The organism is Micromonospora sp. B9E7 (assembly GCF_039871815.1).
Classification (GTDB): domain Bacteria; phylum Actinomycetota; class Actinomycetes; order Mycobacteriales; family Micromonosporaceae; genus Micromonospora.
The window spans coordinates 346,321-366,645 of record NZ_JBDPLX010000003.1 but is presented as its reverse complement, the minus strand read 5'-3'; the positions used below and the strand labels follow the sequence as shown (position 1 = coordinate 366,645).

General features: G+C 71.6%; 22 protein-coding genes. 7 read left to right on the top strand and 15 right to left on the bottom strand.

From position 1 onward, the window contains the following. The first annotated feature begins 20 nt into the window (after positions 1–20). Positions 21–656 (top strand): hypothetical protein, encoded by a 636-nt coding sequence (locus ABGB10_RS06935; protein WP_347660011.1) that lies wholly within the window; start codon positions 21–23, stop codon positions 654–656. Positions 657–661: 5 nt separating this feature from the next. Here the strand turns inward: ABGB10_RS06935 and ABGB10_RS06930 are convergent, their stop codons facing one another. The 4 genes from ABGB10_RS06930 to ABGB10_RS06915 all read right to left on the bottom strand — a co-directional run bounded on the left by ABGB10_RS06930 (position 662) and on the right by ABGB10_RS06915 (position 2,911). After that, on the bottom strand, positions 662–1,030 hold the full coding sequence (locus ABGB10_RS06930; protein ID WP_347660010.1) for a DUF4180 domain-containing protein: 369 nt from the start codon (positions 1,028–1,030) through the stop codon (positions 662–664). Then, positions 1,023–1,475, bottom strand: a complete 453-nt coding sequence (locus ABGB10_RS06925; RefSeq protein WP_347660009.1) for a helix-turn-helix domain-containing protein — start codon at positions 1,473–1,475, stop codon at positions 1,023–1,025. The genes ABGB10_RS06930 and ABGB10_RS06925 overlap by 8 nt, the downstream gene beginning before the upstream one ends. A 183-nt stretch (positions 1,476–1,658) precedes the next feature. Then, positions 1,659–2,375 carry an ABC transporter ATP-binding protein gene (locus ABGB10_RS06920; protein ID WP_347660008.1) on the bottom strand — a complete coding sequence of 239 codons (717 nt, stop codon included), beginning with the start codon at positions 2,373–2,375 and terminating at the stop codon, positions 1,659–1,661. After that, entirely contained in the window at positions 2,372–2,911 is a 540-nt protein-coding gene (locus ABGB10_RS06915) for a PadR family transcriptional regulator (RefSeq protein WP_347660007.1), read from the bottom strand. The genes ABGB10_RS06920 and ABGB10_RS06915 overlap by 4 nt, the downstream gene beginning before the upstream one ends. Positions 2,912–3,014: 103 nt before the next feature. Between ABGB10_RS06915 and ABGB10_RS06910 the strand changes: the two genes are divergently transcribed. Beyond that, the gene (locus ABGB10_RS06910) at positions 3,015–6,392 is read left to right on the top strand and encodes an AAA family ATPase (RefSeq protein WP_347660006.1); all 3,378 of its coding nucleotides are present in this window, start codon (positions 3,015–3,017) and stop codon (positions 6,390–6,392) included. A gap of 47 nt (positions 6,393–6,439) precedes the next feature. Here the strand turns inward: ABGB10_RS06910 and ABGB10_RS06905 are convergent, their stop codons facing one another. Beyond that, positions 6,440–7,408 (bottom strand): alpha/beta hydrolase, encoded by a 969-nt coding sequence (locus ABGB10_RS06905; RefSeq protein ID WP_347660005.1) that lies wholly within the window; start codon positions 7,406–7,408, stop codon positions 6,440–6,442. Positions 7,409–7,457: 49 nt separating this feature from the next. Continuing rightward, positions 7,458–7,763, bottom strand: a complete 306-nt coding sequence (locus ABGB10_RS06900; RefSeq protein WP_347660004.1) for an antibiotic biosynthesis monooxygenase — start codon at positions 7,761–7,763, stop codon at positions 7,458–7,460. A 157-nt stretch (positions 7,764–7,920) separates the two neighbouring features. Here ABGB10_RS06900 and ABGB10_RS06895 point away from each other — a divergent pair, with 157 nt between their 5' ends. Further along, positions 7,921–8,826, top strand: a complete 906-nt coding sequence (locus ABGB10_RS06895) for an AraC family transcriptional regulator (RefSeq protein WP_347660003.1) — start codon at positions 7,921–7,923, stop codon at positions 8,824–8,826. An 87-nt stretch (positions 8,827–8,913) separates the two neighbouring features. Here the strand turns inward: ABGB10_RS06895 and ABGB10_RS06890 are convergent, their stop codons facing one another. Genes ABGB10_RS06890 through ABGB10_RS06880 form a run of 3 tightly spaced genes read right to left on the bottom strand, consistent with a single transcriptional unit; the run spans position 8,914 to position 11,361 of the window. Next, on the bottom strand, positions 8,914–9,771 hold the full coding sequence (locus tag ABGB10_RS06890; protein ID WP_347660002.1) for an ABC transporter permease: 858 nt from the start codon (positions 9,769–9,771) through the stop codon (positions 8,914–8,916). Beyond that, positions 9,768–10,781, bottom strand: a complete 1,014-nt coding sequence (locus ABGB10_RS06885) for an ATP-binding cassette domain-containing protein (RefSeq protein WP_347660001.1) — start codon at positions 10,779–10,781, stop codon at positions 9,768–9,770. The genes ABGB10_RS06890 and ABGB10_RS06885 overlap by 4 nt, the downstream gene beginning before the upstream one ends. 25 nt (positions 10,782–10,806) lie before the next feature. Next, positions 10,807–11,361 (bottom strand): NAD(P)H-dependent oxidoreductase, encoded by a 555-nt coding sequence (locus tag ABGB10_RS06880; protein ID WP_347660000.1) that lies wholly within the window; start codon positions 11,359–11,361, stop codon positions 10,807–10,809. 130 nt (positions 11,362–11,491) lie between these two features. On the opposite strand from ABGB10_RS06880, the gene ABGB10_RS06875 reads away from it, so the two are divergent. Further along, positions 11,492–12,007, top strand: coding sequence for a GNAT family N-acetyltransferase (locus ABGB10_RS06875; protein ID WP_347659999.1), 516 nt, complete (start codon positions 11,492–11,494; stop codon positions 12,005–12,007). Between the two features lie 25 nt (positions 12,008–12,032). Here ABGB10_RS06875 and ABGB10_RS06870 read toward each other — a convergent pair whose 3' ends face one another. Together ABGB10_RS06870 and ABGB10_RS06865 are read right to left on the bottom strand one after the other, a co-directional pair. Continuing rightward, positions 12,033–13,019, bottom strand: coding sequence for an aldo/keto reductase (locus ABGB10_RS06870; RefSeq protein WP_347659998.1), 987 nt, complete (start codon positions 13,017–13,019; stop codon positions 12,033–12,035). A gap of 83 nt (positions 13,020–13,102) precedes the next feature. Beyond that, positions 13,103–13,855, bottom strand: a complete 753-nt coding sequence (locus tag ABGB10_RS06865) for an SDR family oxidoreductase (protein ID WP_347659997.1) — start codon at positions 13,853–13,855, stop codon at positions 13,103–13,105. A gap of 102 nt (positions 13,856–13,957) precedes the next feature. On the opposite strand from ABGB10_RS06865, the gene ABGB10_RS06860 reads away from it, so the two are divergent. After that, entirely contained in the window at positions 13,958–14,800 is an 843-nt protein-coding gene (locus tag ABGB10_RS06860; protein ID WP_347659996.1) for a helix-turn-helix transcriptional regulator, read from the top strand. On the opposite strand, the gene ABGB10_RS06855 is transcribed toward ABGB10_RS06860, so the two are convergent. Then, positions 14,731–15,765 (bottom strand): DUF5937 family protein, encoded by a 1,035-nt coding sequence (locus tag ABGB10_RS06855; RefSeq protein ID WP_347660154.1) that lies wholly within the window; start codon positions 15,763–15,765, stop codon positions 14,731–14,733. The genes ABGB10_RS06860 and ABGB10_RS06855 overlap by 70 nt on opposite strands. A 130-nt stretch (positions 15,766–15,895) precedes the next feature. Here ABGB10_RS06855 and ABGB10_RS06850 point away from each other — a divergent pair, with 130 nt between their 5' ends. Further along, the gene (locus tag ABGB10_RS06850; protein WP_347659995.1) at positions 15,896–16,426 is read left to right on the top strand and encodes a nuclear transport factor 2 family protein; all 531 of its coding nucleotides are present in this window, start codon (positions 15,896–15,898) and stop codon (positions 16,424–16,426) included. A 67-nt stretch (positions 16,427–16,493) separates the two neighbouring features. Here ABGB10_RS06850 and ABGB10_RS06845 read toward each other — a convergent pair whose 3' ends face one another. The 3 genes from ABGB10_RS06845 to ABGB10_RS06835 form a co-directional block, all read right to left on the bottom strand. Continuing rightward, positions 16,494–17,189: a hypothetical protein gene (locus ABGB10_RS06845; protein WP_347659994.1), complete on the bottom strand. Its 696-nt coding sequence runs from the start codon at positions 17,187–17,189 to the stop codon at positions 16,494–16,496. Between the two features lie 123 nt (positions 17,190–17,312). Then, entirely contained in the window at positions 17,313–18,164 is an 852-nt protein-coding gene (locus ABGB10_RS06840; protein WP_347659993.1) for an aldo/keto reductase, read from the bottom strand. A 100-nt stretch (positions 18,165–18,264) separates the two neighbouring features. Continuing rightward, on the bottom strand, positions 18,265–19,230 hold the full coding sequence (locus tag ABGB10_RS06835; protein ID WP_347659992.1) for a LysR family transcriptional regulator: 966 nt from the start codon (positions 19,228–19,230) through the stop codon (positions 18,265–18,267). A 52-nt stretch (positions 19,231–19,282) separates the two neighbouring features. Between ABGB10_RS06835 and ABGB10_RS06830 the strand changes: the two genes are divergently transcribed. After that, a complete protein-coding gene (locus tag ABGB10_RS06830) occupies positions 19,283–20,197 on the top strand; it encodes a serine hydrolase (protein ID WP_347659991.1) in 915 nt (304 codons plus the stop codon). Positions 20,198–20,325: the final 128 nt, after the last annotated feature.

Below are 20,325 nucleotides of genomic sequence, written 5' to 3'. Positions count from 1 at the left end.
GCGATCTGAGGGAGGCGGCCATGCAGGCGACGGAAGGTGTGGTGTTACCGGGCGAGCGAACCCCGGTCACTGTGCACATCGACCGCTGGCGGGCCGGGCTACCGCCGGGCGCGTGGCCCGACTCCCTGCCAGCGAGCGGGAAGCTCTGGCGGCGCGACGTCTTCGCGGTCGCCGACGCGTACCGGGCCGGCTCCGTGAGCCCCCGGCAACTGTTGACCGCCGTGCTGGTCTGGGCCTACGGACCCATCGGGTACGGCCCGTGGCGCGCCGCCAGGTCACTCGACGGCGACCCGGACGGCAAGCGCCTGGCGTACGCGCTGGAGGAGGTGGCCACGCCAGCACCCGACGAGGACGCGCTGGGTACGGCGTACCGCCGCCTCGGCGACCCCGACCACGCTCGTCTGCCGTGGTTGGGGCCGGGCCTGTTCACGAAGGTCCTCTACTTCGCCGGCTACCGGCGTGGGGTGGGCGGTGTGCAGCCCCTGATCCTCGACCGGGTCGTGGCCGGCCATCTCCCGCCCGAGGCGGGTGTCGGCCGGCGCAACGGGTGGGCATCCGGGGAGTGGCTGGCCTATCTGCGCTGGGCGGCCGAGCAGGCTCGGCTCAGGGGAGTGGAGCCGGACGCGGTCGAGATGGCGGTCGCACCCGACCAGTGAGGTGGTCATCGGGCGGCGCGTAGGCGGGCGTCGAGGGCGTCGAGGTCGGGAACGAACCAGATCTGCCCGCCCTGGTTGGACTCGTGCACCAGGGCCCGCAACGCGGAGCTCTCCGCGAGCTGGGCCGAGATGTCACCGACGACGGCCAGCCGCACCCGGTAGTTGACGAACTTCTGCATCACGTCGCCGGCGAAGCGGGTGCCCAACGAGAAGAAGCGTTGGTCGAGCCGGTTGGCGGGCACGGCGACCACCTGGGCGCCGAGGAACGCCGCGCCGACCAGGTCCAGCGCGTCCTGCTCGGTGGCCACCGGCGGGCCGGCCGGGTCGCAGACCAGCACGGGCACTCCGGCGCGTTCCTGGATCTCGTCAGGCATCGGGGACCTCCCGGTCGAGCAGGCCGTTGTCGGCGTTGAGCACGGCGTCGAGCAGGTGCAGCAACTCGGCGGTGGCGGCCGGGTCACCCAGAATGATGATCTTCATGCGGTGGCGTTGCTCGTCGTGCACGGTCTGCACCCGCAGCGGGTGAGCCTGGTCGTGGCCGGTGTTGGCGCTGGCGAGCACGAGCGTGCCGAGCCGGTCGGCGGCGGCCCGGTCGACGCCGTCGACCTGCACGATGCTCGACACCTCCGCGTGCCCGCTGACGCGGGTGGTGGCCGGAGCCTGACCGGTGAGCGCGTCCAGGTCACCGGCGGTGATCCGGTACTGCTTGCCGATCCGCACCGCCCGCAGCCGGCCCGAGCGGATGTAACCCCGCACGGTGCGCACGTGCAGCCCGAGCCGGTCGGCCACCTGCTCGACTGAGTACATTTCTTCCGTCATCGCTCCCTACACTACCCGAATAGGGAAGCATAGGGAGCGATGGGGCCGACTCGTCTACGACATCAGCTCCAAAGGAGCTTCGTGCCATGCGAGCACCGGCCGCCGGCCCTGGTCAGGCCGCCGCCTGGAGGCTGTCCGCTACCGGGTGGCGTGCGGCGACCAGGGCCCGACGTAGGCCTCGGATCAGCGCACCCCGCCGTGGACGGTGTCGCTGAGGAAGCTGTCGTCGGCGAATGCCCCGTCCCGCATGGAGATCACCCGGTCGGCCACCGCGGCGATGCGGGCGTCGTGCGTGACCACCACAAGGGTCTGTCCCGTGTTGCGCAGCTCCTCGAACAGTCGCAGCACCTCCAGGGTGGCGGCGCTGTCCAGATTGCCGGTTGGTTCGTCGGCGAGAACGACCTGCGGCTCGTTGCTCAACGCGCGGGCGATGGCGACACGTTGGCGCTGGCCACCGGAGAGTGCCGAGGGCAGGTGCGTGGCACGGTCGGCCAGCCCGACCTGATCGAGCAGGTGCAGGGCGCGCCGCCGAGCGCGACCCGGCGACCAGCCGGCCAGCAGGGCGGCCATCTCGACGTTCTCCACCGCGGTGAGTTCGTCCATGAGATGGAATGACTGGAAGACCAGGCCGATGGTGTCGCGCCGCAGCCGGGCGAGGGCGCGTTCGCTCATCGTGTCGATCCGACGGTCGGCCAGCCACACCTCGCCCCCGGTGGGCCGTTGCAGCCCGCCCAGCAGGTGCAACAGGGTGGACTTGCCGCAGCCACTCGGCCCCATGATCGCCAACGTCTGGCCGACCGGCACGTCCAGGTCGACCTCGTCGACCGCGCGGACCAGCGCGTTGTCCCAGCCGTACCATCTGCTCAGCCCGCGCGCCTGCACCGCCATCGACCCGGTCATGCCCCCGCCTTCCGTCCCGCTCGACCCCGCTCGGACCACATCCGCTCGCACGCCTCCAGCCACTCCAGATCAGCCCGCAACCGCAACACGACGCCCTCCAACAGCAACCCGGCAACCGGGTCCACCGACCGCTCCAACGCCGCGCGTTGCGCGTCGCGCAGCCGGCGCAGCACCTCACGCCGTTGCGCGTCCACCAGTGCCACCGGGTCGGCCAACCGGGCAGCCGCGGCGGCCACCAGCTTCAGGTGGAACTCGGTGAGGTCCGGCTTCGGCCAGCTCACCTCGGTCAGCCAGCCGGCGACCCGCTGCTGTCCGGCCGGGGTCAACGCGTAGACCCGCCGGTCGGGTCGGTCCGGCAGGCCGTCGGCCCGCTCGGAGGTCACCAGACCGGCCTTCGCCAACCGGGCCAGCGTCACGTAGACCTGCCCCGCGTTCATCGCCTCGCCGAGCGGGCCGAGCGCATTCCGCATCCGGCCGCGCAGCTCGTACCCGTGCGCCGGCTCCTTGGCCAGCATGGCCAGCACCACGTCCTGCACCCCGGCGCACCCCCCGAATCGACCGCTAATAGATAACCGCTAGCCATGGCACTGTCAAATCTCGACGCCCAGTGTCGGACGGTTCCAGTACCGTCTGGAAACCATGGACGCGCGGCGCGGCGACGCGATCATCGGGCGGGACCACCCCGTGGGTCTGCTGCGCGCCGAGATGGACCGGGCGACGACCAGCCACGGCGGTCTCGTCCTGGTCACCGGCGAGCCGGGCATCGGCAAGACGACCCTCGTCACGGCCGCGGCCCGGGAGGCCCGGCAGCGTGGCGCGCTGGTGCTCGGCGCCGCCTGCTGGGATTCCGACAGCGCTCCCGGCTACTGGCCGTGGGTCCAGGTGCTGCGCGGCCTGCGACGCTCCGCCGACGACTGGGCAGTGGCGCGGCAGTCCGCGGAGCCGGCCCTCGCGGCCCTGCTCGGCGAGGCCGACACCAGTGACGAGCAGGCTGGCCGCGCCGTCAGTTGGGCCGGCATCGACACCGGCGGGGAGGCCGCCGACCGGGAGGCGTTCGCGCTGTTCGACGCGGTGACCGCCGCGCTGGTCGCGGTCTCCCAGCACCGGCCGGTCGTGGTGGTCCTCGACGACCTGCACTGGGCCGACCCGGCCTCACTGCGGCTGCTGAGTTTCGCCGCCCAGCACACCTGGTTCGAGCGGCTACTGCTGATCGGCACCTACCGTGATGCCGAGGTCGAGTCGGGGGAGCATCCGCTGCGCTCGCTGCTGATGCCGCTGGTCGCGAAGGCCACCAGCATCACCCTCACCGGTCTGGCCCGAGACGAGGTGGCCGCGTTGATGGCACGGACCGCCGGGCGGCAACCCGACGCCGGCCTCGTCGACGAAGTGCACCGCCGCACCGGCGGTAACCCGTTCTTCATCGAGCAGACCGCGCGGTTGTGGCACGCCGACGACGCGGCCGACACCATCGCCCCCGGCGTACGGGAGGCGGTGCGCCGCCGCCTGGCCCAACTGCCCCCGGCCGTGGCCGAGGCGCTCACCGTCGCCGCCGTGCTCGGTCGCGAACTGCACCGTCAGGTCCTGGCGGCCTGCCTGGCGGCCCCGGTGGCGCAGGTCGACCGGTTGCTCGACCGGGCGGTGACGGCTCGGCTGATGGTCGCCCGCGGCGGCGGCCGGTTCGCCTTCGCCCACGACCTGGTTCGCGAGACCCTCTACGACGGGTTGTCCGACGACGATCGGCAGGCACGGCACGGCGCGGTCGTTCGGGCGGTCGACCACCTGCGGGAACTCAGCGATCAGTTGGTCCCCGCCGACCTGGCCCGCCACGCCTATCTGGCCGGCCCCGCACTCGACCGGGCCCGGGTGGCCACGTTGCTGGTCGCCGCCGGGCGCGACGCGTTCACCCGGCTGGCCACCGACGAGGCGGCGGTGCACTTCCGTCGGGCGTTGGAGGTGGTCGAAGACCCGGTGCAGCGAGTACGGGTCCTCATCGAGTTCGGTGAGGCGCAATACCATCACGCCTGCCGGGACGAGGCCACCCGACTGCTCACCGAGGCGGGGGCGCTGGCCCGCACACTCGACGATCCGGTGCTGCTGGCCCGAGTCGCCCTCATCGTGAACCGCGCCCGGCAGGTGGAGATCTCCCACTCGGCCGAGGCGGCCGACCTGGTCCGCGAGGCGTACCGGCGGTTGATCGGCGAACCGGCCGCCGACGCGTCGGTCGGCACGCTGGTCGCCGACCTGATCACCGCCACCGAGACGATCGCCCGTCGAGGGCAGGACGACGAGGCGCTCACCTTCAGCCTCTGGGCCCGCCACGACACCACCTGGGGTCTGGGCACCGCGAAGGCCCGCGCCGCGCTGACCGCCGAGATCCGCGATGTGGCCCGCCGCACGGGAGACCGGGAGACCGAACTGTGGGCCACCTCGCTCCGTTGGGTGGCGCTGCTGGAGCTGGGCGATCCCCGCTTCAACGAGGAGTTCGCCACCTTCGTCGGGGCGGACCGGGAGGGCGACCTCACCCGACACCGGATGGCCGCAGCCGTCGACAGCGGGATCATCGCGGCCTTCCGAGGGGACTTCGCCGAGGCCGACAAGCGGTTCGGCGACATCATCGACATCGCAGACCCGAGCCACGCCGAGTTCGGGTTCATGGGCCATCACCTGCGCTGGTCGCGGCTGCTGCTCCAGGGCCGGTTCGCCGAAGCCGAGACCCTGCTGGACGGGCTGGCCCCGATCGACTACCCATACCAGGAGTTGCTGCGGGCGATCACCGCCGCCGAGCGTGGTGACGACGAGACGGCGATCCGGATGACCGCCGGCATCGAGGCCGCAGCCATCCGGTACCCACGCCCGGTGTCGCCGCTCTGGCTACGGTTGCGTGCGCAGGTCGCCGCCGCGTCCGCCGACCCGATGCGCTGCGACACCGCGCGTGCCGCACTCGCCCCGCACCGTGGTGAATGGATGGTGGGGCTCTTCGGCTGCGACATCAGCGGCCCCGTCGACCACTGGTTGGCGCTGATCGACTGCGCCCAAGAACGCTGGGACGACGCCATCGCCGGCTTCACCGCCGCCCGTGACTCCGCCGACCGGCTGGGCTCCCGGTCCTGGTCGGTTCTCGCCCGCGCCGGCCTGCTGAACGCACTGGCCGGCCGAGGCCACCCGGGCGACGCCGCGACAGTGGCCGGGCTGCATGCGACCACCGCACAGGAGGCGACCGCTCTCGGCATGACGCAGGTGCTGCACCGGATCGCCGAACCGGCCCCCACCGACGCGGCCGAGCAGACCGCCACCGCACACCAGACCGCCGCGCCGGGCGAGGCTGTCACCCCGGCCGCAGCCGCCGGGCCAGGCCAGCTTGCCGCGTCGAGCCAGCTTGCCGCGCCGGGCCAGGGTGTCGGGCCGGCCATCGCCGGGCCAGGCCAGGCTCCAACGTCCGGTCAGGCCACCGCTGTCGCGCCAGCGATCGAGGGGTACGAGTTTCGGCGCGACGGGCCGGTCTGGCAGCTCGCGTACGCGGGGGTCGTGGTGCACCTGCCCGACGCCAAGGGGCTGCACGACCTGCATCTGCTGATCAGTCGACCGGGCAGCGACGTCCCGGCGGTGGAGTTGCTCGACCCGGCAGCCGGGCCGGAGTTGGTCGCGGCCCGGCAACTGGGTGCCGACCCGGTCCTCGACGACGAGGCGAAGGCCCGCTACCGGCGGCACCTGGCCCGCCTCGACGAGGAGATCGACCGCGCCGCCGCGCGCGACGACGACCGGAAGGTGGCCGCGCTGGACGCGGAGCGGGGTGCGTTGCTCGACGAGTTGCGCGCGGCAGCGGGGCTGGCCGGTCGGAGCCGCCGCCTGGGCGACGAGGCCGAGCGGGCCCGCAAGACGGTGACCGCGCGGATCCGGGACACGCTGCGCAAGCTCGACGGGCGGCACCCGGCCCTCGCCGGCCACCTGCGCGAATCCGTCTCGACCGGCAGCACCTGCCGCTATCTGCCGCCCGAGCCGCTGCGCTGGCGGCTCTGAACCCATGGCCGGCGCGCCGGCTGGTCAGCGCCGGCCACGGGTCCGGCTCATTCCTTGAGATCGGGGCTGGGGTCCAGGACCCGGGCGAGCCAGTCGCTCTGGGCGCGTCGTGCCGCGGCCGACACGCGGACCTCGGGAAACAGCGCCGAGAATCCGTGGAAGCCGCCGGCCCACATGTGCAACTCGGCCTGGCCACCGGCGGCCCAGATCCGGGTCGCGTAGCTGACGTCCTCGTCGCGAAAGACCTCGGCGGTCCCGGCGTCGATGTAGGTGGTGGGCAGACCGGACAGGTCGTCCGCCAGCGCGGGTGAGACATACTCGGAGACGTTCTGGTCGGTGTGCTCGCCGAGGACGTTGCGCCACCCGAACTCGTTCATCTCCCGGGTCCACACGCCGTCCAGGCCGCTGAACTGACGGCTGGAGATGGTGTCGTTGCGGTGGTCGAGCATGGGGCACGACAGCAACTGTGCGGCGATGGTCGGGGTGTTGCGGTCGCGAGCCATGAGCGTGACTCCTGCCGCCAGGCCACCTCCGGCGCTGGTACCGGCCACGATGATGCGGGCCGGGTCGATGCCGAGGTCCACGGCGTTCTCGGCCACCCAGAGCAGGCCCCGGTAACAGTCGTCGACCAGGGTCGTACCGGTTGCCTCCGGGGCCAGCCGGTAATCCACCGTGATCACGACGAGGCCGAACCGGTCGAGCCATTCCAGCGGGACGTCAATGCTCGAGAAGCGGTCGCCCCACATCATTCCGCCGCCGTGGATCCAGTAGACGCAGGGCGCGCCGGCGGCACGATCGGTGGGGCTGAGGATGGACAGCGGGATCGGCGTTCCGTCATCGGCGGGAACGGCGACCTCACGCCGCTCGACCGCACGGCCTTCCAGGTGGCTGTCGATCGACGCTTGGGGAAAGTGGCGCAGCTGCTCGATCACCTCGGGGCCGAGGGGCGGCATCGGCGGCAGTTCAGCCAGGGGGACGAGCAACTCGGGGTCGATGCACGGCCGGGGGAGGTTCATCAGGATCCTTTCGATGACACGGGTAGGGGTGATCGGTGCGGTCGCTGCTTCAGAAGGTCGCCTTGCCGCCGACCGGTACCGCGTCGGTGTACGTCGAGTCGCCGGCCAGCAGCGGCTGAAGCTTCGCGACGAGGGCCTGCGCCTGCTCGCCGGCGAAGAACGCGCTGTGCGCCTCGGCGCTGGTCCAGCCTTCGATGACGTGGACGACGTCGCGGTCGGACGCCGAGCGGGCCACGAGGAAGACAACGCAGTCGTCGTGCGGCAGGGACGGTGCGTCCAGCAACAACTGGATCAGCTCGTCCGCCTTGCCCGGCTGAGCGGTCATGGTGGCCTGGAACCCGTGGTGGACAGACATCGTTGAGGCTCCTAATCGTTGAGCTGTGCTGTGTTCTTCGGGAAACTGACACTCCTATGAAATCGCATCTACCTGCGGCAACGTTAGAAGGATGCTCGCTCGCGCTTGCCTGATCCTCTCTTTTTCGCGAGGATCGGTCCTGTGTCACAATCGGGTTGTGGACCTCGACGAGCTGCGGGCGCTGCTGGCCCGGCATGCCCGACCGGACATGAGCACCGCCATCGAGGGGGTGCTGATCTCGAAGGTCGACCAGCAGACGGCACCGACCACGTCGATGTCGGGCACCGTGCTGGCACTCATCGCTCAAGGCGCCAAACAGATGGCGCTGGGCGACCGCGTGTACGAGTACCGGGCCGGCCAGTACCTTGTCGCGTCGGTCGACCTGCCGGTCACCGGCCACTTCACCCAGGCGAGCGCCGACGCGCCGGCTCTGGGTTTCGGGCTGGTGCTACACCCGGCCATGGTCGCGGAGTTGCTGCTGCAGGCGGCGCCGGGCGACCTCCCGCCCCTGGCCGGGCCGACGCCGTCGGGGATGGTGGTCAGCGACGCTCCCGACGAGCTCGGCGACGCGGTGATCCGACTGCTTCGGCTGCTGGATCGGCCCCGGGACGTCACGGTTCTCGCACCCCTGATCAAGCGGGAGATCCTGTGGCGGCTGCTCACCGGGGAGCAGGCCGCGGCCGTACGCCAGCTCGGTCTGGCCGACAGCAGCCTCAGTCACATCGCCCGGGCGGTCAGGTGGATCCGCGACCACTATGCGCAGCCGTTCCGGGTGGAGGATCTGGCGCGGCTGACCGGAATGAGCGTGTCGGCGTTCTATCGCAACTTCCAGGCAGTGACCGCGATGAGTCCGATCCAGTTCCAGAAGCAGATCCGATTGCAGGAGGCGCGGCTCCTGCTCGCCACGCACCCCAACGACGTCACCGGGGTGGGCATCCGAGTCGGCTACGAGAGCCCGTCGCAGTTCAGCCGCGAATATCGTCGCCAGTTCGGCGCGCCTCCCAGCCAGGACGCCACCCGCCTGCGGGGCACCATCCGAGCTGAGGTGCCGGCGGCCGTGTGACCGACAGCGTTCACCCGAGCGCCCACACGACAGCCGACGGGTGCCACCACAGCCGTGGCGGCACCCGTCGGTCAGGTCGAGGCAGGCTCAGCGGCGGTTGTACCTGTACATGGTCAGGGTGCCGAAGACGACCAGGAACCCGGCGCTCCACACCAGCAGCCACATGGTGGCCGACGCGTCCGACTCGCCGCTCATCGCCCCACGGATCGCCGCGACCAGCTGCGTCACCGGGTTGACCTTCACGAACGCCTGGAGCCAGCCGGGCATGGTGCTCGGGTCGACGAAGACGTTGCTCAGGAACGTCAGCGGGAACAGCACCATCATGCTGACGCCCATCACCGACTTCTCGCTGCGCAGGATCAGCCCGAAGAACGTCCACACCCAGGAGAACGCGAACGAGAAGACCACCAGCAGCCCGATCCCGACGGCCACGCCAACGACCCCACCAGCGGGCCGGAACCCGAGCGCCAGCCCCAGGCCCAGGATCACCAGCGCGGCGAGGATGTAGCGCAGCACGTCGCCGAAGATCATGCCGACCAGGGCGGACGGACGCCAGACGGGCAGCGTCCGGAACCGGTCGAAGATCCCCTTCTCGATGTCGGTGTTGAGGCCGATACCGGTGTACATGGTGATCATCACGACGCTGGTCACCATGATGCCGGGCAGGAAGAACTGCAGGTATTCGCGCGGGCTGCCGGCGAGGGCACCACCGAACAGGTACGTGAACATCAGCACCATGATGATCGGGAACGCGGTCACGTCGAAGAGTTGCTCCGGCACATGCTTGATCTTCAGCATGGCGCGCCAGCCGAAGGTGAGTGACGCGCTCAGCGCGCTGGGCCGGGGCGGTCGGGCATTGGGCGCGAGCACGGTCGCCAGTGCCTCGGCGGACGGGACGTAGACGGACGGGGCCCGTTCGGTGGTGGTCGTCGTGGTGTCGCTCATCGGGCTGCCTCCAGCTCGTCGTCGCGTTCGTCGGCCGGCACGGCGGGGTGATCGGTCAGGGCCAGGAAGACCTCGTCCAGGCTCGGCTGGCCGAGGGAGAAGTTGTCCACCGCGATGCCGGCACGGGCCAGGTCGCCGAGTGCGCGAGCGGCCTGGGCGCTGGCGTCGAGGTCGGTGCCGGCCTCACCGACCCGGGCGGTCAACGCGACCGGGTCGGCGGCGAGCTGCACCGGCACGTCGAGCGCCTCGCGGAGCACCTTCTCCGCCTCGGGCCGCTGACCCGGATCGCGCAGTCGCAGGTGGACAGTGCCTGAGCCGACCGACGACTTCAACTCACCCGGGGTGCCCTCCGCGATCACCCGGCCGTGGTCGACGACCGCGATCCGCCCGGCGAGCTGGTCGGCCTCGTCGAGGTACTGCGTGGTCAGCAGCACCGTCGTGCCGTGCGACACGACAGCCCGGACGATCTCCCACACCTGGTTGCGGCTGCGCGGGTCGAGACCGGTCGTCGGCTCGTCGAGGAACAGCAGGTCGGGTGTGTTGAGGATGCTGGCGGCGATGTCGATGCGCCGCCGCATCCCACCCGAGTACTTCTTCACCTGGCGGTCGCCCGCCTCAGTCAGACCGAACGCGGCCAGCAGGGCCGCCGCGCGGTCCCGGGCGGCCGGCTTGCGCAGGCCGAGCAGCCGGGCGAGGAGCACCAGGTTCTCCGTGCCGGTCAGGTCCTCGTCGACCGAGGCGTACTGGCCGGTGAGGCTGACCCGGGAGCGGACCTTGTCGGCCTCGGTGACGACGTCGTGGCCGAAGACCCGGGCCGAGCCGCCGTCGGGGCGCAGCAACGTGGCGAGCACCCGGACCGCAGTGGTCTTGCCGGCCCCGTTCGGCCCGAGCAGGCCGTAGACGGTGCCGGCGGGCACCTGTAGGTCGATCCCGGCCAGCGCCCGGGTGTCCCCGAACGAGCGGGTCAACCCGTCGGCCTCGATGGCCAGCCCGGTGGTGCGTCTACTCATGATTCTTACCTTCCGTCGGACGTGTTCAGGAGACGTAGGGCCGAGCCGCCCGGCCGTCGCGCAGGGCCAGACCCCACCAGCGGAGCTGGTCGAGCAGGACACGCGCGTCGCGGCGCAGCTCGTCGGCGCACTGCAGGGTCGGCTCTCCGGCGAGCAGGTCGATCCCGACGACGTCGCGCACCGTCATCGCGTGCAGCGCGGTGAATACCGTGCGCAACTGGTCGACGGCGTGCAGGCCGGTGGACCGAGAGCCGTACGACACGAAGCCGACCGGTTTGGCCTGCCACTCGTCGTACGCGTAGTCGATTGCTTGTTTCAAGGGTGCCGGAAAGCTGTGGTTGTACTCGGGGGTGACCACGACGAATGCGTCCGCCCGGCCCACCTCGTGCACGAACGCCCGGATGGACGCGGTCGGCTCGGCGGGATAGCTGGCCGGGAAGTCGTACTCGGTCAGGTCAACGACCGTCACCGTCAGGTCGTCGTGCCGTGCGGCCTGCTCGACGAACCAGTGCGCCAGCCGGTCGCCGACCCGCCCCTCCCGGGTGCTGCCGACGATCACGGCGATCCGTAACGGTGCCACGGCCCACCCCCCTTCCACACTGAAGGCGCGAGGTGACGACACGCGCCCGCTAGATCCGATCTAGCGGGCGCGTGTCGGGGCGAAATGTCGGTGGGATCGGCTTGACTGGGTGTCGACGAACGGGGGCGGAATGGCACAGGTACGCATCGAGCCGTGGCACGAGGACGACCTCGACCTGCTGCGGCAGCTCAACTCACCGGACACCCGCAAGCACACCGGCGGCCCGGAGACCGACGAGCAGGTGCTCGCCCGGCACGACCGGTACGTGCACTTCTCCGGCACCGAGCAGGGCTGCATGTTCACGCTGGTGCTGCCGGACGGGACACGGGCGGGCAGCGTCGGTTACTGGGCCCGTGAGTGGCGCGAGCAGCCGGTGTACGAGTTGGGCTGGGCGGTGCTGCCCGCGTACCGGGGAAAGGGCCTGGCCACCGCCGCGGTGCTCGCGGCCCTCGACGTGGCCCGCGCCCGACGGGACCGGCGCCACGCGCACGCCTATCCGTCGGTCGACAATCCCGCCTCCAACGCGGTCTGCCGCAAGGCCGGCTTCACGCTGCTCGGCGAGACCGGTTTCGAATACCCGCCGGGGCAGATGATGCGGGCCAACGACTGGCAGCTCGACCTGACCGCCCCACCGACGGTGAGCTGAGGTCGGCGGGGCTGCCGGTGACAGGTCACCAGGTGGTGTCGAGGCGGTGCCGTTGCTCGGGGGTCAGCTCCAGGTCGACCGCTGCCAGGCTCTCCTCCAGTTGCGCAACGGACGAGGCGCCCACCAGCGGGATGGACGGCAGCTCGCCGCCCAGCAACCAGGCGAGCACCACCTGGTTGACCGTGGCACCGGTCTGCTCGGCCACCTCCCGCAGCGCGGCCAGTCGTCGGGGCGCGCTCGGCAGGTCGTACGCCGAGCTGAGCGGCTTGTCCGCCCGCGTGAACGCCCCCTTGAGCAGCGGCGAGTACGCCACCAGGGTCAGCTCGGGCTCGGCACGCAGATAGCTGAGCAGGTCACCGCTGACGCCGCCCGGCTCGCCGTCCGGGTCCAGTTCGCTGATCAGGTCGGTGCGGTTCGGCAGGTAACTGCGGTGGTACTGGAGCACCTCGTACCCCGGCAGGCCGGCGGCGGCGGCCCACGCGCGGGCCCGCTCCACCCGCCAGGCCCGGTGGTTGCTGGCGCCCAGCAGACCCACAGTGCCCTCGGCGACCAGCTCGGCGAAGCCCTCCACGGTCTCCTGGAGCGGCACGGTCCGGTCCTCGATGTGCGCGTAGAGCAGGTCCAGCCGCTCCACCCCGAGCCGTTCCCGGCTGCGCTCCGCGGACTCGCGGATCACCTTGGCGGAGAGGCCCTCGGCGTTGTCCAGGTAGCTGGTCCCCGGGGCCAGCGGTCGGGCGCCCAGCTTGGTGGCGATGACGATCTCGGCGCCGACGCCCCGGCTGCGCCGCCACCGGCCGAGCAGCTCCTCGCTCTGCCCGCCCTGCCCACCGTCCACCCAGAACGCGTAGTTGTCCGACGTGTCGATGAACGTGCCGCCGGCCTCGACGTACCGGTCGAGGATCGCGTACGAGGTGGCCTCGTCGGTGGCGCTGCCGAAGAGCATCGCGCCGAGGCTGAGCACGCTGACCTCGCGCCGGGTCGCCGGGTCGGCGCCGATCGTGCGGTACCGCATGGGGGTCTCCTCTCGTGCGCCCTACCGGTGGGCGCACGAGTCACAGTGCCGGCTGGAGCGCACTCCAGGTCAAGCGCCCATCGTCACCAGGGCAGCACGCCGTACCCGCCGCCGGCGTCCATCTGGAAGCCCCAGAGCAGCCCGCTCGGGCCGTCCGCCGGCAGGGTGGCCAGGTGCACGCTCACCTCGGCGCCCTGTTCGGCCGTGCGGAAGCCGCTGTTGCTGTTGAGGTCGGTGGCGCAGTAGCCCGGGTTCGCCGCGTTCACCTTGATCGGGGTGTCCCGCAGCTCCTTGGCGTACATCGCGGTGAGCATGTTCAGCGCCGCCTTCGACGACGGGTACGGCACCGAGGTCAGCTCGAACAGCGCGCCGTTTGGGTCGGTCATCACCGCGATCGAGCCGACCTCGCTCGACACGTTGACGATGCGGGCGGCCGGTGCCCGGCGCAGCAGCGGCAGCAGCGCGTTGGTCACCGCCACCACGCCGAAGACGTTCGTCTCGTACAGCCGGCGCAGCGTCGCCACCGTCGTCTCGCTGGGCAGCCCTCGCGCACCGTCGGCGAGGACGATGCCAGCGTTGTTGACCAGCACGTCGAGCCGGCCGTACTCCGACTCCACACGCTTCGCGGCGGCCGTCACCGACTCGGTGTCGGTGATGTCGAGCGGCACGAACACCGCGTCCGCGTCGCCGTCGCGCAGTTCCCGTTCGGCTGCCCGACCCCGCTCGGCGTCCCGTGCGCCCACCAGCACTGTCATTCCGAGGGCGCCGAGCTGCCGGGCGGTGGCGAAGCCGATCCCCTTGTTGGCCCCGGTGATCAGGGCGATCGTGTTCGTCATGCCGTCGAGCCTGTCTGTGCCGACGGCACCCGGGGAGAGACGGGCCGAGGCTGGGACCGGCGGTACCACCCTGGCCGGCCCGGACAGAGGCATGCTGGGGGCATGACGAGCAGCGGCCTGCGGCGTGACGAACTGGCGGCGTTCCTGCGTACCCGCCGCGCCCGGTTGCGGCCGGCCGAGGTCGGGCTCCCCGAGGGTGGACGCCGACGTACGCCCGGGCTGCGCCGACAGGAGGTGGCCCAGCTCGCCGGCATGTCGATCGACTACTACATCCGGTTGGAGCAGGGCCGCGGGCCGCACCCGTCGCGTCAGGTGCTGGCGTCGATGGCCCGGGCGCTGATGTTGAGCCGGGACGAGCGCGAGTACCTGTTCCGGATCGCCGGGGAGAACCCCCCGCCGACCGTGGGCCCGAGCCGGGAGGTGACTCCCGGGCTGCGGCACCTGCTCGACGCCTTGACCGAGACCCCGGCGTACCTCGTCGACGCCGCCTACCACGTGCTGGCCTGGAACCGCCTGGCCACGCACTTCCTGGGGGACCTCGCGGCCGTGCCGGACGCGGAGCGCAACATGATCCGCTGGACGTTCCGGCAGCCGTTCACCGAGGGCCACTGGGCCGATGCCGACGCCCGCCGGTTCGTGCACAGCACGGTGGCGGACCTGCGGGCCGCCTATGGCCGCTACCCGGGCGACCCGGCGATCCGTGATCTGGTCACCGAGCTGCTCGGCACCTCACCTCGGTTCGCCCAGCTCTGGGCCGAGCACGAGGTGGAGGAACGCCGTCCGGTGATCAAGCGGGTGCCGCATCCCCACCTGGGGTCGTTGGAGTTCGAGTGCCGGGTGTTGCTGGTACCGGAGACCGAGCAGCGGCTGATCGTCTACGTACCCGAGCCCGACTCGCCGACCCAGGCGGTGTTCCGCCGGCTCGCCGAGCGCGTCGCGCCCTGACCTGAGCGGCAGCCGACCAGCCCGTCCCCGTGGTCGGAGCGCCGGTAGAGCACGCTGTGCCGCTCCCTGCTGCGCACCACCAGGCCGGAGCGCAGCAGCACCCCCAGGTGGTAGGAGACGGTGGCCGGGGCCAACCGGTGTCGCTCGCTGAGCTGCCCGGTGGACCGGGGGACGTCCAGGTCCGCCAGGATCGCCGCCCTGCTCGCGCCGACCAGGTCACCGAGCCGATCCGCCCGGCGCTGGTCCGTCGGCCCGGTGCCGATCGGGTAGACCAGCACGGCGTTGCCCTCGTCGCAGAGCTGAGTGGAGAGCTGAGGCCAGGCCAGCGCCGACGGCGCGAGCACCAGCTCCGCGCCGGTCAGCGTGGTGGTGGTTCGGTACGAGCTGTCGATGGTCAACGAACTGCCGGTCCAGCCGACCTTCGGGTGCAGGCTGTTGAGCATGCTGCCCACTCCGGCGGTGGCCATCGCGGTGGCCCGCACGGCCAGCTCGGCCTCCAGCGTGGCCCGCACCGCCGGCCACTGCTCGGCGAGCGCGGCCTGCCAGAAGTGGCGCAGCCCGTCGGCGACCCGCCGGGTCAGCGTGCCGTTCTCGACCGCCGTGCGGACCCGGGCCGGCATTCCGCCCGCCGGGAACCGCTCGTTCACCTGTGCGACCACCTCCTCGGCGGGCGTCGCCGCCGTGGCCGCCAACTGCTGGTCGAAGGCCGCGTCGAGCGGCCCCAGCGGCGGCTTCGGCGTGAGCAGGTCCGGCGTGTAGCCGAACCGGCCGGGCGGCATCACCAGCTCCGCGACCAGGGCCACGTCGGGGTGCCGCAGCGCGGCGCGGGCGGCCGGACCGGCGTCGCCGTGCACCGGGTGCCCGAAGCGCGAGAGCGCTGCCCGCAGCCAGGACGTCACCTCCGAGGCCGGCGAGATCGCCAACCGAAGCCGGGCGAGGCTCGGGCCGTCCAGATGCGCGACCATCACAGCCCGGATCGTACAAGCGGTGGCGCCGATGTGCGGTCGGCATTCGAACTGGTTCGAATCAGTACCCGGCGGCGTGGCGGGTCGGGTTGGCTGCGACGGCAACAGCACTCGTCCTGAGGAGAAACCGATGCGCCCACCTGCCTCCGCCCGTCCCGCCGGCCGGCTCGGCCGCACTATCGCCCTGATCGGGCTCACCGCCGGTCTACTGGCAGCTGCTCCTGCCGCAGTGTCGGCCGCCACTTTGGGCCCGGCCGACACGACAAGCGGCGACGCCGCGGCCCGCGGCTGCGAGCGCGCCTTCGACCGCGCCGTCCGCGCGTACGTGGAGACCACCGAACGGCGCGACCTGGACGGCTTTGCCGCGTTGCTGCACCCGGAGGTCACCTCCGTCTTCGCCTCCGACGGTGAGGTGCTCGACGGCAAACCGGCCACCGTGGAGTGGCTGCGCGGGTTCTTCGCCGACGACTCGTGGACCCAGTCCTTCAGCGTGGCGAAACAGACCGTGGCGGGTTGCCGGACCGGCTTCGTGCTGTTCGACTCCGTCTACGCGGTGCCGGCCACCGGCACCAGGGTGCCGCTGCTGATCGGGGTCAGCTACACCTACCAGCACGGCCGGTGGCTGGTGTTGCAGAACCAGGACTCCGTGGGCCGGATCTGACCAGGGGGGTCGCCCGCCGGGGGGCGGGGCGGGCGCGGCAGCAGTGGCACCCGTCCCGCGGCGGCGGTCAGACGGCCTTTTCGAAGGCGGCCACCGCCAGCGGCGCGATCTTCGCGATCAGTGCGGTGCCGGCCGCCAGGTCGCCGTTGCTGTTGGCGGCGTCCACCTGCATGACGAAGTTGCCGCGTACCAGGACGAGCGTGCACTGGTGCCGGATCGACTTCCCGCTCAGCCGCTCGCAGAAGGTGATCACATCCGGGCCGTTGGGCAGTGGCGGGGGCGACGGCCGCAGGATGGTCGAGGTGCGCCCGTCGTCGGGCACCTCGTAGTGCTTGCACGTCGCGAGGACGGACCGCAGTTCGTCGGCGAGCTTGCGGCCGGGCACCTTCAGGTAGCCGACCACGTACTGCCGGACCCACACGTTCTCGCCGTCCCAAACCCGCTCCCGGTAGGCGGTGCGTTTGATGTCCGACGGCAGGCTAGCCCTGCACAACGAGATCAGCTTCCATGCCTCGGTGTTCTCTTCGGTGTACTGGGCGGTCTCCGGGTGGAACTTCGCGTCCAGGTTCAGCATCGCCCCGGTCACCCTGGTGCGGACCTCGGCGCTGGAGGTGGGTGCCGGGCGCGGCTCCGGCGGGGTCGGCGAGGCCGACACCGAGGGCGCGGACCAGCGGGGAACCTCGGCGGCCTGGCTCGGGGCGCAGGCCGCCGAAGCGAACAGGAGCAACGACAGCGGAGCCAGGATGATGCGGCGCAACGACATCGCCGGGGGCGGTCCTTTCACACACGAAGAAGGGGGCCCGGCTGGGCCCCCTTGTCATCTGCGCCGAAAGCGGCCCTCGCGTTACGCCGTACAGCGGAACATCACCCGCCGATGCGGCTCAGGTCAGCTGGGCAGGTAGGCGAAGGTGTCCGGGTTCGGGCCCTGCCGCCCGGCCTCGCCCTGGTTCAGCGCGGTGATCCGCTCCATCGCGGTGTCGTCCAGCTCGAAGTCGAAGATCCGGGTGTTCTCCTCGATCCGCTTCGGGGTGGTCGACTTCGGGAAGATGATGTCGCCGCGCTGCACGTGCCAGCGGAGCACCACCTGCGCCGGGGTCCGGCCGAGCTGCTCGGCGAGGTCGACCACCGTCGGGTCGTCCAGCACCTTGCCCTGCGCGATCGGCGACCAGGCCTCGGTGAGGATGTTGTGCGCCTGACCGTAGGCACGGACCTCGTCGTTGGTGAAGTACGGGTGCGCCTCGATCTGGTTCACCGCCGGCACGACGCTCGCCTCGTCGGCCAGCCGCTGCAGGTGCGACACCTGGAAGTTCGACACGCCGATCGAGCGGGCCCGGCCGTCGCGCTGGAACTCCTCCAGCGTCTTCCAGGTCGAGACGTAGTCGCCGTCGTACAGGGTCGGCAGCGGCCAGTGGATCAGGAACAGGTCGATGTAGTCCATCTTCAGCGCCGCCAGCGTCGAGTCGAACGCCCGGCGGGCGTCGTCGGGGCGGTGGAAGCCGTTGTTCAGCTTGCTGGTCACGTAGACCGAGCCCCGGTCGAGGCCGGACACCCGTACCGCCTCGCCGACCTCGGCCTCGTTGCCGTACATCTCGGCGGTGTCGATGTGCCGGTAGCCCGTCTCCAGGGCGGTGGTCACCGCCGCGACGGTGTCCTTCGGCTCGATCTGGAACACCCCGAAGCCGAGCTGCGGAATGGTGGTGCCGTCGTTCAGGCTGATGTCGGGGATCGTGTTGGCCACTACGGCTCCTTCGCGTCATAGTCGTTGCCTGTCATCCATACCCGGGTGGCAGGTCGAATCACCGCACAACGCGGGGTGACGAGCGCAACGTCGGGATGGTTCACCCGGTCGTGTCGAAGAGCACCGGCCAGGGCCGCGCCGCCGGTGCCGATGTCGCGGCCGGTGCCGGCGCGACGGGCTCGGCGTCGGCCAGCACCTCGGCGGCGAGCTGCCCGAACATCGAGGCCGCCGGGTGTGCCGACCGGTCCGGCCAGGCCGCCGAGGTGCGTTTCGCCAGTGGCGCGCCGACGATCGGCCGCCAGGCGATCCGGGGTTCACGACGGGCCACCGCCGCCGGTTCCACGGCCACCCCACCGCCGGCCAGCACCAACCCGAAGAGGAACTCCGGGTTGCGGGCCGGGCGTACCCGGCCCGGTCGCCAACCGTGTTGTCGGCACACCGCCAACACGTGGTCGTGCCAGCCAGGCGCGGTGGCCCGGGGCGCGGCCACCAGATCCAGACCGGCCAGCGCCGCGAGCGCCACCTCCCGACCGCGGGCCAGCGGCGAGGTGCGCGGCAGCAACACCCCCAGGGGTACGTCGACAGGGGCGCCGAAGCGCAGCCCGTCCCCCGCCACCGGATGGTGTACGAGCCCCACGTCCAGGGTCCGCTCGGCGAGCATGCGTACCTGCTCGGAAGTGGTCAGCTCGTGCAGCTCCACGTCCAGGCCCGGCGCCCGGGTGGTGAGCCCGTCCAGCAGCGCCCGCAGCGTCACCGCGGGCGTCTCCGGCGGCACCCCGGCCCGGAGTACGCCCAGCTCACCAGCACGGATCTGCCCCATCAGGTTGCGCAGTCGACCCTCACCGGCGAGCAACTCCTCCGCCTCACCGAGCAGCAGCTCACCGGCGGTGGTGAGGCGCACCTGGCGGCGGGACCTGTCGAACAACTCGACCGTCAACTCCCGTTCCAGGCGCTGGATCGACTGGCTCAGCGGCGGCTGGGCCATCCCGAGCAGGTCGGCGGCCCGCCCGAAGTGCAACTCGTGGGCGACGACCACGAAGTGCCGCAGGTGCCGGAGCAGATCCACGGCCGCGACCCTACGCCAGCGCTGGTATCGGGCCGCTGGATAGCGTGCTGACGTGGACGTGGACGAACGCATCGAGGCCATCTTCGCCGCCGCCGGGGTGACCGCCAGCCTGCACGCTGTCGACCTGGACGCCGTGGACCTGACCGTGGCCGGCCCGGGCGGCGCTGCTCGGGAGGTCGGGATGCGGGCCGACGAGCAGGTGGTGATCGCCTCGATCTTCAAGGTCCTGCTGGTGCTGGAGTTCGCCCGGCAGGTCGAGGCCGGTCAACTCGACCCCACCGAACGGGTCCTGGTCACCGCCGCCGACCGGCTCGGCGGGTGGGGTCTGGCCGGCTGCACCGACGACGCCGAGGTGTCGCTGCGCGACCTCGCGTACTTCGCCATGTCGGTCACCGACAACACGGCCGCCGACCTGCTGCTGCGCCGGGTGGGCCCGGACCTGCTCCCGATGCTCGCCGCCGAGCTGGGGCTGACCCGTACCCGCATCCGGGGTGGTCCCCGGGAACTGGTCGAGTTGATGCTCGCCGACGTGGGCGCCCGGACCGAGGCGGACTTCGCCCGGATCTTCCCCACGTTGCCGGCGGACCGGATCCGGGCGATGCGGGTCTTCGACCCGGAGCACACCACCTCCAGCACCGCCCGGGAGATCACCCGCCTGCTCACCCTGATCTGGCGGGACGAGGCCGGGCCGGCGGCTGCCTGCGCGATGGTCCGCACCTGGATGGCCCGGCAGATCTTCTGGACCCGGCTGGCCGCCGGGTTCCCGCCCGGCGTCCGGGTCTCCGGTAAGACCGGCACCCTGCCCGGCCTGCACCTGGAGGCCGGGGTCGCGGAATACCCCGACGGTGGCCGGTACGCGATCGCCGTCTTCGCCCGTGCCGACCAGTTGGCTCCGCGCCGGATCGACGTGGACCTGGCGATGGGGGAGGCCGCCCGCACGGCCGTCGAGGCGCTGCGCGGCGACTGATTTCGCCGCCGCCGGAGCGTCGGCGCACACCCACTGAACAGGACTGATATGCGGTGGCGTATCGGAGCTGGTCGTCTTCGATCTTGGACTGCGGCCCGGTGGCGCTGGTTGGCTCGTGTCGACCAATC

Bases quoted from the DNA above. Each gene is read 5' to 3' on its own strand.
- ABGB10_RS06935 (WP_347660011.1), top strand. From the start codon at position 21: ATGCAGGCGACGGAAGGTGTGGTGTTACCGGGCGAGCGAACCCCGGTC.
- ABGB10_RS06930 (WP_347660010.1), bottom strand. From the start codon at position 1,030: ATGCCTGACGAGATCCAGGAACGCGCCGGAGTGCCCGTGCTGGTCTGC.
- ABGB10_RS06925 (WP_347660009.1), bottom strand. From the start codon at position 1,475: ATGACGGAAGAAATGTACTCAGTCGAGCAGGTGGCCGACCGGCTCGGG.
- ABGB10_RS06920 (WP_347660008.1), bottom strand. From the start codon at position 2,375: ATGACCGGGTCGATGGCGGTGCAGGCGCGCGGGCTGAGCAGATGGTAC.
- ABGB10_RS06910 (WP_347660006.1), top strand. From the start codon at position 3,015: ATGGACGCGCGGCGCGGCGACGCGATCATCGGGCGGGACCACCCCGTG.
- ABGB10_RS06905 (WP_347660005.1), bottom strand. From the start codon at position 7,408: ATGAACCTCCCCCGGCCGTGCATCGACCCCGAGTTGCTCGTCCCCCTG.
- ABGB10_RS06900 (WP_347660004.1), bottom strand. From the start codon at position 7,763: ATGTCTGTCCACCACGGGTTCCAGGCCACCATGACCGCTCAGCCGGGC.
- ABGB10_RS06890 (WP_347660002.1), bottom strand. From the start codon at position 9,771: ATGAGCGACACCACGACGACCACCACCGAACGGGCCCCGTCCGTCTAC.
- ABGB10_RS06885 (WP_347660001.1), bottom strand. From the start codon at position 10,781: ATGAGTAGACGCACCACCGGGCTGGCCATCGAGGCCGACGGGTTGACC.
- ABGB10_RS06875 (WP_347659999.1), top strand. From the start codon at position 11,492: ATGGCACAGGTACGCATCGAGCCGTGGCACGAGGACGACCTCGACCTG.
- ABGB10_RS06870 (WP_347659998.1), bottom strand. From the start codon at position 13,019: ATGCGGTACCGCACGATCGGCGCCGACCCGGCGACCCGGCGCGAGGTC.
- ABGB10_RS06865 (WP_347659997.1), bottom strand. From the start codon at position 13,855: ATGACGAACACGATCGCCCTGATCACCGGGGCCAACAAGGGGATCGGC.
- ABGB10_RS06860 (WP_347659996.1), top strand. From the start codon at position 13,958: ATGACGAGCAGCGGCCTGCGGCGTGACGAACTGGCGGCGTTCCTGCGT.
- ABGB10_RS06855 (WP_347660154.1), bottom strand. From the start codon at position 15,765: ATGGTCGCGCATCTGGACGGCCCGAGCCTCGCCCGGCTTCGGTTGGCG.
- ABGB10_RS06850 (WP_347659995.1), top strand. From the start codon at position 15,896: ATGCGCCCACCTGCCTCCGCCCGTCCCGCCGGCCGGCTCGGCCGCACT.
- ABGB10_RS06845 (WP_347659994.1), bottom strand. From the start codon at position 17,189: ATGTCGTTGCGCCGCATCATCCTGGCTCCGCTGTCGTTGCTCCTGTTC.